The 12943-nt window shown below is 45.4% G+C and carries 11 protein-coding genes and 8 tRNA genes; all 19 read left to right on the top strand.

Annotation, left to right across the window (positions count from 1 at the left end; all coding sequences use genetic code 11):
* Nucleotides 1–316: 316 nt before the first annotated feature.
* The 19 genes from ACSNJE_RS15700 (at nt 317) to clpX (ending at nt 12841) form a co-directional block, all read left to right on the top strand.
* Entirely contained in the window at nt 317–1990 is a 1674-nt protein-coding gene (locus tag ACSNJE_RS15700; RefSeq protein ID WP_495253052.1) for an N-acetylmuramoyl-L-alanine amidase, read from the top strand.
* 501 nt (nt 1991–2491) lie between these two features.
* Nucleotides 2492–3460: a GntR family transcriptional regulator gene (locus tag ACSNJE_RS15695; protein WP_495253051.1), complete on the top strand. Its 969-nt coding sequence runs from the start codon at nt 2492–2494 to the stop codon at nt 3458–3460.
* Nucleotides 3461–3495: 35 nt separating this feature from the next.
* Nucleotides 3496–4470, top strand: a complete 975-nt coding sequence (locus ACSNJE_RS15690) for a 2-hydroxyacyl-CoA dehydratase family protein (RefSeq protein WP_474774706.1) — start codon at nt 3496–3498, stop codon at nt 4468–4470.
* Between the two features lie 5 nt (nt 4471–4475).
* On the top strand, nt 4476–5243 hold the full coding sequence (locus ACSNJE_RS15685) for an acyl-CoA dehydratase activase (protein ID WP_013121400.1): 768 nt from the start codon (nt 4476–4478) through the stop codon (nt 5241–5243).
* A 17-nt stretch (nt 5244–5260) separates the two neighbouring features.
* Complete coding sequence (locus ACSNJE_RS15680; RefSeq protein ID WP_495253050.1) at nt 5261–6022, top strand: MBL fold metallo-hydrolase; 762 nt, start codon at nt 5261–5263, stop codon at nt 6020–6022.
* A gap of 52 nt (nt 6023–6074) precedes the next feature.
* Nucleotides 6075–6794: a ribonuclease PH gene (gene rph / locus ACSNJE_RS15675; RefSeq protein ID WP_013121398.1), complete on the top strand. Its 720-nt coding sequence runs from the start codon at nt 6075–6077 to the stop codon at nt 6792–6794.
* Nucleotides 6795–6836: 42 nt separating this feature from the next.
* Nucleotides 6837–7463 carry an XTP/dITP diphosphatase gene (locus ACSNJE_RS15670; protein ID WP_474659910.1) on the top strand — a complete coding sequence of 209 codons (627 nt, stop codon included), beginning with the start codon at nt 6837–6839 and terminating at the stop codon, nt 7461–7463.
* Nucleotides 7448–7927 (top strand): metallophosphoesterase family protein, encoded by a 480-nt coding sequence (locus ACSNJE_RS15665; protein ID WP_013121396.1) that lies wholly within the window; start codon nt 7448–7450, stop codon nt 7925–7927. Before ACSNJE_RS15670 ends, ACSNJE_RS15665 begins: the two co-directional genes overlap by 16 nt.
* Before the next feature lie 272 nt (nt 7928–8199).
* Nucleotides 8200–8276, top strand: a tRNA-Pro gene (locus ACSNJE_RS15660).
* Between the two features lie 20 nt (nt 8277–8296).
* Nucleotides 8297–8370, top strand: a tRNA-Gly gene (locus tag ACSNJE_RS15655).
* Nucleotides 8371–8401: 31 nt separating this feature from the next.
* A tRNA-Arg gene (locus tag ACSNJE_RS15650) sits at nt 8402–8477 on the top strand.
* Between the two features lie 16 nt (nt 8478–8493).
* Nucleotides 8494–8570 (top strand) — tRNA-His (locus ACSNJE_RS15645).
* Between the two features lie 90 nt (nt 8571–8660).
* Nucleotides 8661–8736: transfer RNA gene (locus ACSNJE_RS15640), tRNA-Gln, on the top strand.
* 5 nt (nt 8737–8741) lie between these two features.
* A tRNA-Lys gene (locus ACSNJE_RS15635) sits at nt 8742–8817 on the top strand.
* A 182-nt stretch (nt 8818–8999) separates the two neighbouring features.
* A tRNA-Leu gene (locus ACSNJE_RS15630) sits at nt 9000–9082 on the top strand.
* Between the two features lie 137 nt (nt 9083–9219).
* Nucleotides 9220–9294 (top strand) — tRNA-Gly (locus ACSNJE_RS15625).
* A gap of 319 nt (nt 9295–9613) precedes the next feature.
* Nucleotides 9614–10903: a trigger factor gene (gene tig, locus ACSNJE_RS15620; RefSeq protein ID WP_013121395.1), complete on the top strand. Its 1290-nt coding sequence runs from the start codon at nt 9614–9616 to the stop codon at nt 10901–10903.
* Nucleotides 10904–10976: 73 nt separating this feature from the next.
* Entirely contained in the window at nt 10977–11561 is a 585-nt protein-coding gene (gene clpP / locus ACSNJE_RS15615) for an ATP-dependent Clp endopeptidase proteolytic subunit ClpP (protein WP_013121394.1), read from the top strand.
* Nucleotides 11562–11581: 20 nt separating this feature from the next.
* On the top strand, nt 11582–12841 hold the full coding sequence (gene clpX, locus ACSNJE_RS15610) for an ATP-dependent Clp protease ATP-binding subunit ClpX (RefSeq protein WP_013121393.1): 1260 nt from the start codon (nt 11582–11584) through the stop codon (nt 12839–12841).
* Nucleotides 12842–12943 lie beyond the last annotated feature (102 nt).

Here is a 12943-nt window from a genome sequence, read left to right as displayed (position 1 = left end):
GCACCAAGCTCCCAGGTAGCGGAGACACCCTCCTACCCTGCCGCCATTCTCCAGCACAAAGCTCCGGGGTAGCCGGGCCACCCCACCAACCCTTCCAAAATGCTGCTTCACCCACCCCTCCATGAAAAAACTGGCGCATTAAAATATAGCTCCGCTCCGGAATACATTTAACTCCCTGAATTTTATAGAATTACTTTATTAACAGCTTAGGGCTGCCTCAAAAAAGTGAGGCAGCCCTCAATTTGTTTGAAACGGCGGATAGAAAAATGAATTTTTTGGTTTTATTGGAGGGTTACTGGGAGGACTTTCGACATATATGTCGAAAAATGAAAATATCGGCATTTCCGGCCATTTGCGGAAAAAGACGACGGAATTGGAGGTGACAAGAGTGCTTAAGGCCGCAAAATATTGGCGCTTATTGGTACCGGTACCGGTTGTTATGGCCTTTTTAATGTTTGGGACCGGTGCTTTTGCTCAGGACCTTCCTGCAGGTCCCTGGAAGTACGGTAAAATTATTGGGACATATGTGCATAAGGTTTACGGACCAGGTAAAAAACTGCCCGGGAATTTTACTGTGGCTTCCAAAAGTGTGGTTATCACTGCCACCTCCTTGAATGTCCGAAACGGTCCCGGAACTACATATAAAGTCATAGCTACAGTAAAAAAAGGCATGGTTTTAAAGGTTCTCCGGCAAACTACCGGATGGTACAACGTGGTACTTCCCGATGGTAGGAACGGATGGGTGGCTGCCGGTTACGTAACAGTAAAAAATCTGAATCAGCCAAATCCTCAAGTGCCAAAACCAGAGACACCGGGCGCTGATTTAGGTACCCCGACAGAAAAACACGGTGTTGTAAAGGGCGGCATTGTTAATGTCCGTTCAGGGCCGGGTACAACTTACCCGGTAGCAGCTAAAGTAACTAACGGTACCAGGGTCAGAATAACCCGGGAAACAGCGGAATGGTATAAAGTAACACTGCCTGACGGAAAAGAAGGCTGGATAGCCAAATACCTTGTGTTGGTGGAAAACCAGGTTCCGTCACGTGGAGATACTCCCGGTACCGGCAACAGTGGAGGCGATATACCGGGGGAAGCCGGTCGGCTTACGGAAGTCCGCGTTGAATCTGTCGGCGAGCAGGACATAGTTACTGTCAACGCTGACGAAACAATAACATATACTGTCTATGTGTTGGCTGAACCATACCGCCTGGTTATTGACCTGAATAATATGAAAAAAGATGACCTGCCGGAATCTTTTGCAGGAACAGGCAAATGGGTTCAGGGAGTTAGGTTAAGCCAGTATAGTTTAGAACCCTTAAAAGCCAGGCTGGTTATCGACCTTGCCAGGTATCTCAGTTACAAGGTTAAGTACGCGGAAGACAAGAAATCAATTAGGATAGAAATTCAGGAACCTTCTATCAATGGTAAAACCATTGTAATTGATCCCGGCCATGGCGGTTATGACCCGGGGGCAATTGGCGTTACCGGTCTTCGGGAAAAGGATTATAACCTGGACACTGCTTTGCGGGTCTATAATCTCCTGAAGGAATTAGGCGCTAACCCGATTATTACCAGGGATACGGATACCTTTATCGCGCTTACTGACCGGGCTGCCATTGCCAACAATGCGCAGGCTGATGTTTTTGTCAGTATCCATGCCAACAGCTCCGAAAACGCCAGTTTAAATGGAACCAGCACTTATTATTACGCGCCCGAATCAGATCCTGTCTTATACGCCCAGGCAGATGCCAGGAGAAAACTGGCTGTGAAAGTTCAGGCTCAACTGGCGGCCAACTTGGGTATCAAGGATTTGGGTATTAAGACGGCCAATTTCTCAGTGTTGCGAAATACGGGCATGCCATCTATACTGGTGGAGTCTGCGTTTTTATCCAATAAAACGGAAGAAGCGCTGCTAAAAGACAGCGGATTCAGGGATAAGGTGGCCAGAGCCATTGTCGATGGATTGGTGGCCTACTTTACCGAGCCCTGATATTCCGCAAAACTGCTGCCCGGCACAACAGCCGTTGCCCCGCGGAAAGCCGCTGCACCGGTGAAACAACCGTTACCCTTGAGTTGCCGCTGTAACGGTGAAACAGCCGTTGCTCCGGGGCTACGCCTTCCCAGCTAAGGAGGGGTGGGTAGGGTTCTCCGCTACCAGGGAGCTTGGTGCTGCAAAACCGCAGACAGGCAGGCAGTGTTCCCGAACTCGATGGCTCATAATGATATCCTTAATAGTTAGGCCGCCTCGCGTCCAGGACACTCAACATGAGTTGAGTGCCGGACTTCCCGGCGGCCTTCGCCATCTTCAAACATGCGGGAACCCCCTGCCTGCCCGGCTGCGGTTTCGCGGGCGCAGTCGCTCCCAAACGTAGCCGGAGAATCCTGCCCACCCCTCCAATATCTAATATCAACCTTGTTATTACAAGCATAAAAATGTTATACTAGTTGGCAGAGGTGGTTCGGACCGGATTTTCAATTGGTGGAGTGGTAAATGATGGATATTGATGTTACCCGTACCAAAGGTATTCCTGTTTACCTTAAATTAAAGAACGAAATAAAAAGACTTATCCAGATTGGCCAATGGCCGCCCGGTACCAAAATTCCCACTGAACGTGAACTGGCTGAGCAGTTGAACATCAGCCGCAACACTGTAAGCAGCGCATACAAGGAACTGGAGGCTGAAGGAATACTGGTAAGTACCCAGGGGAAGGGTACCTTTGTTACGGACAGTGATGCCATAATTAAATGTGAATCCCGAAAAGAACGGTTGCTAAAAATCATTGATATGGCTCTGGAAGAAGCTATTGAACTGGGTTTTACCATAGAAGAGTTTTTGGCCATTACTTACAACCGGGGGATGGAAAAGAAGGAAATGCTCAGTCGCGTCAAAGTGGCTTTTGTTGAATGTAATAAAGAGCAGTTGGATGATTTTTCAAAGGAACTCCATTTGGGCTATGGTGTATCGATTGTCCCTGTATTGTTGGAAGACTTCCGGTCCCGGACAAAGGATGTCAATGAAAAGCTTTCTTCTACCGAACTGATAATTACCACATTCTTTCATTTGCAGGAAGTCAAGAGCCTGATGGCCGATAAATCAAAAGAAGTTATCGGGATAGCTTTAAATCCCCAGTTGGAGACTATTGTAAAAATTGCCCGTATTCCGGCAGGGAAGAAACTTGGTATTATATGTCTTTCCACAACTTTTACCGAAAAAGTGCGTAATTCATTACGCCAGGCCGGAATTGACCACCTTAAAATACAAACCACCACGACCAAAAACGAAAGTGAACTGAAAGAATTTTTGAGTCAGGTAGATGTGGTGGTTGTTTCACCAAACCGTAAAAAGGAAGTAATACCGATGGCGCCGAGGGGCAAGCCTGTAATCGAATTCCGTTATTTACCTGATACAGGTTCCGTTAATGTGGTGAAGACTGCTCTCATAGAATTAAAAGGGAAATAGACTGACACAAGTTAAACAGAAAGAGGAAAAGAATGTTGGAGAAGATAGGCATTACCACTACCATACCTGTGGAAGTCATCTATGCAGCGGGCTGTATACCTGTTGATTTAAACAATATCTTTATAACGGCTGAAAACCCGGCCGCTTTGGTTGAGGAAGCAGAATTGGCCGGTTATCCCCGGAATATCTGTGCCTGGATCAAGGGTATCTATACTACTGTTCTGGCCAACCCGGAAATTAGAAGGGTTATTGCCGTTACCCAGGGGGACTGCAGTAATACCCATGCCCTGATGGAAACATTACATATACAGGGCATAGAAATTATTCCCTTCGCTTTCCCCTATGACCGGGATTACGATATGTTAAAATTGCAGATTGAAAAACTGATGCAGGTTTTCGGGGTAGACTGGGAGCAGGTAGCTGAGCAGAAAAAGAGGCTGGACAAGGTCCGGGAGAAAGTCTGGCTCCTTGATGAGAAAACGTGGCGTGAAAACAGCGTCTCGGGTTTTAATAACCATTTATACCAGGTGATGTGTAGCGATTTTAACGGCAATCCGGAATTGTTCGCTCAGGAAGTGAAAGCGGTATTGGAGAAGTCAACTCCTTTGCCTGCGGGGGATGAAATCAGGTTGGGCTATATTGGCGTGCCGCCTATTATGACTGACCTTTATGAATACCTTGAAAAAAAAGGAGCCCGGGTAGTTTTTAACGAAGTGCAGCGCCAGTTTACTATGCCTTTTGCTACTTCTGATCTGGTAGAACAATATCGCCTGTATACTTACCCTTATAATATTTTTTGGCGTTTGCAGGATATTGCGGCGGAAATTGAGAAACGAAATATCCACGGCATTATTCATTACGCCCAAAGTTTTTGTTACCGCCACATTCAGGACCTGATTATACGCAAGGAGCTGAAGGTGCCTGTGTTGACGCTGGAAGGCGACCGGCCTGTCCGGTTGGACGCCCGGACAAAAATGCGCATTGACGCTTTTCTTGATATACTGAGGTGATACAGTTGATATTTGGGTTTGATTTGGGCAGCCGGTATGTTAAACTGGCTACTTTGGCAGAGGACTCTTTTAACTTCTACAGATATGAAACGATAGAATTTTACAAGGAATTCGGCCGCAAGGAACAGGATCAGGATTCACTGGTTATAGATTTTGCCAGATTAGGATTTGGCGAGACAGGGAAAATTATTTCTACCGGATATGGCAGAAATACTGTACAGATACAGGGTGGCCAAGATATACCGGAAATCAAGGCCCACGTATATGGAGCCAGGTGGCAGACAGGTTTGGAAGATTTTACTTTGCTGGATTTAGGCGGGCAGGACAGCAAGGTTGTCCTGGTGCGGAAAGGAAGACTTTTGGATTTTCAGACCAACGATAAGTGTGCTGCCAGTTCCGGGCGTTATCTGGAAAACATGGCTGCTGTCCTGGGCATAACCCTGGAAGAATTGTCCAAATATCACGAGGATCCTGTAGACCTTAGCTCTACCTGTGCTATTTTCGGTGAATCGGAAATTATCGGGAAAATAATCGAAGGGCATAGTATAGCTTCCCTAGCGGCAGGAGTTAACTATACAATTTTTAAACGCATCAAGCCTATGTTGAGCCAGTTGCTCTGTGACAAAATTATTTTCACCGGTGGGGTAGCCCATAACGGAGCATTAAAAAATATCGTAGAAAAAGAAATGCAGGTTGAGGTTATTGTACCCCAGTATCCCCAATATAATGGGGCTATTGGCTGCTGCGTATATGGGGGAAGTCTACTGGAATAGGAGGATCGCCCGCATTCATGAAGTTTACTGTGCTTGGATGTTGGGCTCCTTACCAGAAAGCGGGAGGAGCCTGTTCAGGATACCTTTTGCAGAGCGAGAATACCAATGTTTTACTGGACTGCGGTAACGGGGTTTTTGCAAATTTACAGAGGTACATAAATTTTCGTCATTTGGATGCGGTGATAATCTCTCACTTCCATCCGGACCACTACCTGGACCTGTTCTGTCTCCGGCATGCGGTGATGGGAGCAACGAGGGACGGGTCCAGGCGGGGTCTATTGCCTTTGTATATTCCGGGTACTCCTGAAAAGATATACCAACAACTGAACCAGTATGCCGATGTTTTCCAAATTTTTAAAATTGAACCGGGAAACAGTATTGTCATTAAAGATCTTGTTTTCGGGTTTATACGGACAGAACACGCTTTAGAGACCTATGGCTTGACGGCGGCGGAAGGAAACCTGAAATTTGGCTATACGGCGGATACACGATATTTTCCCGGATTGGTGGACTTTTTCAGGGGTTGCAATCTGCTGGTTGCTGAGGCCAGTGTCTTGGAACAGGATAAAAAGTATGCGGAGATAGGACACCTTACCGTTAGACAGGCTGCTCAGCTTGCTAATGAAACGGGAACGAGCCGGTTAGTTTTAACACATTTCTGGCCTGAATATGACCCGGCGCGGATACGGGCAGAGGCTTTGGCAGTTTTCGACCGTGTTGAGCTGGCGGGCGAAGGTAAGGTTTTTACCATTGAAAACACAAAAGAGGAAAATGCATAAATGAAATAAAAACATTGAGGGTTTACAAAAAATACAATGGGAGGTTACCGATATGGAACGAAATGACGGTAGAGCTAATGACCAGTTAAGGCCCGTTAAAATAACCAGGCATTATATAAAACATGCAGAAGGTTCTGTTCTCATAGAAATGGGCGATACTAAGGTGATTTGCACCGCTACGGTAGAGGATAAAGTGCCGCCTTTCATGAAGGGCGAGGGAAAGGGTTGGATTACGGCCGAATATGGTATGCTGCCCCGGTCGGCTGCGACGCGCATCCCCAGGGAAGCTGCCAAAGGGAAAATAGGCGGGCGCACTTATGAAATTCAACGCTTAATTGGCAGGTCCCTCCGGGCTGTGGTTGACCTGGAAGCCCTTGGTGAACGTACTGTTACCGTTGATTGTGATGTAATCCAGGCCGACGGAGGAACGCGAACCGCTTCCATCACAGGGGCTTTTGTGGCATTGGTAGATGCTTTGCGACATCAGGTTGACCAGGGAGTATTGGAAAAATTTCCGGTGCTTGATTACATGGCGGCTGTCAGCGTAGGAAAAGTAAACGGGGAAATTTTACTGGACCTGGCTTTCAGTGAAGACAGTGTCGCTGAGGTAGACATGAATGTGGTCATGACCAGAGGCGGTAAATTTTTAGAAGTACAGGGAACAGCGGAAGGTAGTCCCTTTGACAGAGAGGAGTTGGAGAAGTTTCTGGAGATGGCCGGAAAGGGAATACAACAGCTTATACAGGCACAGATGGAAGTCCTGGGAGAGTAACCTTTTATCCGGCGCCTAAATAAAATGAGGAGAGATAGGTTTATGAAGGTTGTGTTGGCAACACGGAATCAAGGTAAGGTTAGGGAATTAGAAGCAATGCTGGCCGGTATTGAAGGGATAAAGGTGTTGTCTTTTCAAGATTTTCCGGAAATGCCCGACGTTGTTGAAAACGGCCAAACCTTTGAGGAAAATGCCGTGAAAAAAGCCAGGGAAGTGGCAGAATATACTAATCTGGTAGCTGTGGCCGATGATTCCGGCCTGGAAGTGGACTATTTAAACGGCGCCCCGGGAGTCTATTCGGCCCGTTTTGCCGGGGAGAATAAAAACGATACGGAAAATAACCACAAGCTGCTGCGCCTTTTACACGGCCTGCCAATGGAGCAGAGAAAGGCCAGGTTCAGGTGTGTTATTGCAATAGCTACTCCATGGGGAGATATTTATACCACTGAAGGAAACTGTGAAGGTTTTATTGGATATGAGATGGCGGGGGACAAGGGGTTTGGCTACGATCCATTGTTTTACCTGCCTGAATATGATAAAACCTTTGCTCAGTTGGATTTGGAAGTAAAAAACAGAATCAGCCACCGGGCCAGGGCGCTGGAAAAGGCAAAAAGCATTTTGCTTGACATTAAGGAAAGGATTGAGAAGGAAACATGCGGATTGGGGTAGTCAGCGACAGCCATGGGCGGATGGACTTCCTCAGGGATGCTGTTAAGGAGATGCGGGAAATCGACCTATTATTGCACGCCGGCGACCACTATAAAGACGCTCTGGACCTGGCAAAAGAATTAACCATACCCGTTTATGCTGTGGCAGGCAACTGTGACTGGCATGTCAACGGTCCTGATGAGGAGGTTATCGAAGTTGCGGGCCGTAAGATATTGTTGACACATGGCCACAGCTATAATGTAAAAAGCGGCAACGACCGGTTGATTGAAAAAATCAAAAAAGGTAATTACGACCTTATCGTATACGGCCACACCCATATTCCGGAAGTTTTACCCGTGGGGAGCGCTTTCATATTTAACCCCGGCAGTATTGCCAAACCCAGGCGGGGCAATACCAGGACTTACGGGATAGTTGAATTAAAAAATTACGGACTGCAACCGTATATTAAAGAGATTTCCGGATAAATATATAGGTTGTTGAGGATTTATTTTTAATATGTTATAATAATAAAACGCAATAGGCGTATACCAAGCTATGTAAATTACTAAAATGAGAAAACAGTATACAGGACAAGTATATCCGAGAGAGAATAAGCTAACAGTTATTAAATGTTTTTATTGCAAAAACATTCCTTTTAAAAAGTGTTGACGCTTCAGACAATTTGCGTTATACTATTCATTGCACTGCTGATTTGCAGTGAAGTCACGGAGCGATGCATTTTCATTGTCAGGTCCGACGGGATGTAGCGCAGCTTGGTAGCGCACTTGCCTTGGGAGCAAGGGGTCGGGGGTTCAAATCCCTCCATCCCGACCAGCTAAATACAATTAGATTATGCGGGTGTAGCTCAATGGTAGAGCCCTAGCCTTCCAAGCTAGTCGCGTGGGTTCGATTCCCATCACCCGCTCCATTAATTTTCAAAAACCTATCTTCTGTTACATGCGCCTATAGCTCAGTGGATAGAGCAACGGACTTCTAATCCGTGTGCCGGAGGTTCGAATCCTCCTAGGCGCGCCATTGGGGTTAATTTATGGTGGCTGTAGTCAAGCGGTTCAAGACACAGGATTGTGGCTCCTGCATTCGTGGGTTCGAATCCCATCAGCCACCCCATTTTAGCAGTTAACAGTTAACAGACAACAGTTAACAGTAGTCAGTTGAAAAACTGCCGACTGTCAACTGTCACCTGTCAACTTTTAATGTTGGGGCGTAGCCAAGTTGGTAAGGCACGGGACTTTGACTCCCGCATGCGTTGGTTCGAGTCCAGCCGCCCCAGCCATTTATGAGCCATTAGCTCAGTTGGTAGAGCACCTGACTTTTAATCAGGGTGTCGCTGGTTCGAGTCCAGCATGGCTCACCATTTAGAAATTGAACCTTCGGAAGTGATTTTCCGAAGGTTTTTTGGTACAGAAAACCGATAGTCGTGTCTTATTTGTCAAGTGAGTGAAGTAAGGTATTTGAAGCCTTAAAGGTAATTGCGGAGTATCCTTGACATCCCCTTAAAGCTGTGTTAGAATCATTTATGCGTTAGGGCCAAGATGTGCGGATGTGGCGGAATTGGCAGACGCACCAGACTTAGGATCTGGCGGGAAACCGTGGGGGTTCAAGTCCCTCCATCCGCACCAAAATTTGGGTACCTTAAATTAATGCTAATTGAAACTTGCTAAAGCCTTGTTCATTTATGTCGGAAAATTGCGCTTTAAAAATTGACAAGCCTGATATTTTAGGATAAAATTTCAATTATGAATAACCGATAACTTATGCGGAAGTGGCTCAGTGGTAGAGCATCGCCTTGCCAAGGCGAGGGTCGCGGGTTCGAATCCCGTCTTCCGCTCCATTATTTTTATCATTTTGAGTTGTTTAAATTGAAATCAGCTACCCACATCGGTTGAAGCTGACTTGTAATAAACTGCAGGATTTGGGGTTCAACAAATTTTTCGTTGTCGATAAGACCTCGGTAGTGATTTACTTCACCTGCCGGGGTATTTTAATATCTTAATATTTTTCAAAAAAATGCAGGAAACCCGAATGTATTGTTGAATAATGTTAAGATGGTTTTACCAACGGTTACAATTAGCAGATACTGGCTAGACTATAATGACACTTATTGAATTTTGTTTTACATATTATTAATAAAGGTCTAAGGAGGAGCATAAATGAAAGTAAACATGGAGAAGATAGAGAAGAATCTGGTTAACCTCGAAATTGAAGTAGAGCAGGAAAAATTCGCCCAAGCTATGGAAAGGGCCTTTAAAAAGGTGGCTTCTAAGGTGTCTATCCCAGGCTTTAGGAAAGGCAAAGCTCCAAGAGTTTTGGTTGAAAGAAAAGTGGGTAAGGAATATTTATATGATGAGGCATTAGAGTACATAGTTCCGGAGGCATACTTTGACGCCGTAAAAGAAACAAAAATTGAGCCCATTGATAAACCGAATATTGAGGTTGTTCAGATTGGGGACGAAAAACCTCTTATTTTTAAAGCAAAAGTCGAAGTCAAACCGGAGGTTAAGCTTGGGGAGTACAAAGGCCTCGAGGTTAAAAAGCCGGAAGTCAGCATCACCGATGAAGATATTGAACAGGAGCTGGAGAAACTCCGTCAGCGCCATGCCCAGATTATTAATGTTGAAGATGGAGAGGCCCAACTTCATGACACTGTCGTCATTGATTTCGAAGGGTTTGTTGACGGCGTTGCTTTTCAGGGAGGAAGCGGCAAAGACTATTCCCTGGAGCTGGGTTCCGGCACCTTTATTCCCGGCTTCGAAGACCAACTGGTAGGGGCGAAGGTTGGCGAAACCAGGGAAATCAAAGTAACTTTCCCCGAGAATTACCATGCTGCTGATCTTGCTGGCAAGGATGCCGTCTTCAAAGTAGAGGTTAAGGCAATCAAGAGGAAACAACTTGCAGCCATAGACGATGAACTGGCCAAAGATGTCAGCGAGTTTGAAACCCTTGAGGAATTAAAGAAGGATATTTCGAATAAACTAAAAGAAGCTGCCGAACAAAAAGCAGAACATGAAATGAAGGACCGGTTGGTGGCCAAAGCGGTGGAAAATGCCGAAGTAGAGATACCTAATATAATGGTTGAGCAGAGAATTGATTCTATGATTCAAAGTCTTGCCCAACGTTTATCTTTGCAGGGATTGAGCCTGGAAGAATATCTGAAGTTTACCAATTCAAACATGGAGGCTCTCAGGGAACAGCATCGCCCGGATGCTGAAAATAGAGTAAAAGCCACTTTGGTTTTAGAAGCAATAGCGAAAAAAGAAAATATTGAACCAACAGAAGAAGACCTTGAAGAGGAAATTAAAACAATGGCTGCTCAATATAACGCAGAGCCAGGATTAATGAGAACCTTTATTGAAAACCAGGGAAATATGGAAGCGCTTAAACAGGCAATTGCCATCAATAAAACTGTCCAGTTTTTGGTGGACCATGCAACGATTAAATAAAATATTTAAGGGCAAAGAGAATTTTTGCATAAAATTATTAACAAGTGTATAATTAAAGTGAGGTGTCCTATATATGAATTTAGTTCCTATAGTAGTAGAGCAAACCAACCGTGGTGAACGGGCTTACGATATTTATTCCCGGTTGTTAAAAGACCGTATAATTTTTATCGGTGGGCCAATAGATGATATGGTTGCCAATCTGGTAATCGCCCAGATGTTATTCCTGGAAGCAGAAGATCCCGATAAGGACATTCATATTTACATCAACTCCCCCGGTGGAGTAGTTACAGCCGGTATGGCTATCTACGATACCATGCAGTATATTAAGCCGGATGTTTCAACTATTTGTATGGGTCAGGCTGCCAGTATGGGTTCCTTCTTATTGGCTGCCGGGACGAAAGGGAAAAGATATGCCTTGCCCTATACCAGGATTATGATCCACCAGCCGCTGGGCGGTGTTCAGGGACAGGCGACGGATATTGATATCCATGCCAAGGAAATTCTGCGTATGAAATCTGTTTTAAATGAACTCCTGGCGAAGCATACGGGCCAACCTGTGGAAGTAATTGCCAGAGATACAGAAAGAGATTTCTTTATGTCTGCGGAAGAGGCCCGGAAATACGGCATTGTCGACGAGGTGATCTCGGTCAGGAAGTAAGGAACAAGAGGTGAAATCTTATGTATAAGTTCAGTGATGATAAAGGGCAACTAAAATGCTCTTTTTGCGGCAAGTTACAGGACCAGGTTAAAAAACTGGTGGCCGGGCCGGGAGTTTATATCTGCGATGAATGTATTGAACTGTGTAACGAGATTATCGAAGAGGAACTAAACGAAGATATCGGCGTAGAGATTGGTGAACTTCCCAAGCCCAGGGAAATCAAAGAAATTCTTGACCAGTACGTTATAGGTCAGGAACCTGCCAAAAAGGCGTTGGCAGTGGCTGTTTACAACCACTACAAGAGAATTAATATGGGTAATAAAATCGATGATGTCGAGCTCCAGAAGAGCAATATTGTCATGCTTGGTCCTACGGGCAGTGGTAAAACATTATTAGCGCAAACTTTGGCCCGATTGCTGAACGTGCCTTTCGCCATAGCCGATGCTACTTCCCTTACCGAGGCAGGCTATGTGGGCGAGGACGTAGAAAATATCCTGCTTAAGCTGATTCAGGCAGCGGATTACGATGTGGAAAAAGCTGAAAAGGGTATCGTCTATATTGACGAGATAGATAAAATTGCCCGCAAGTCTGAAAACCCCTCCATTACCAGGGATGTTTCGGGTGAAGGTGTGCAGCAGGCTCTGCTAAAAATTCTTGAAGGCACTGTGGCAAGCGTTCCGCCGCAGGGGGGACGTAAGCACCCGCATCAGGAATTCATCCAGTTGGATACCACCAATATCCTGTTTATCTGTGGCGGCGCCTTCGATGGTATAGAAAAGATTATCCAAAACAGGATTGGCAAAAAGACCCTTGGTTTTGGGGCCGAAATAAAGAGCCAAAAGGAAAAGAACGTCGGTGACATTTTAAAACACATATTACCGGAAGACTTGTTGAAATTTGGTTTGATTCCCGAGTTTGTAGGCCGGTTACCGGTAATTGTTACTCTGGAAGCTTTGGATGAAAACGCTCTGGTAAGAATACTTACCGAACCAAGAAATGCGCTGATTAAACAGTATCAGAAACTCTTTGAACTGGATAATATCGCGCTGGAATTTACGGATGATGCCCTCCGGACAATTGCCCAGGAGGCTATGAAGAGAAATACGGGCGCGCGGGGGCTCAGGGCCATCATCGAGGATATTATGCTTGAAGTTATGTATGACATACCGTCCAGAGATGATATTGCTAAATGTACTATAACCAAAGAAGTTGTGTTGAAAAAAGAACCGCCCATTCTCGTGACGGTAGATAGAAAAAAGAAAAAAGAAGTTACTGCTTAGTACTAAAGCCACCGGGATCCGGTGGCTTTTTTGTTGTTAAGGAAATTACCGTTTAGCAGGGTTGTGGATAACTTATGTCAAAAAAGGTAGATATGATGGTGA

The organism is Thermincola sp. GK-1 (assembly GCF_059412445.1).
This window is presented reverse-complemented; position numbering and strand designations above follow the sequence as displayed.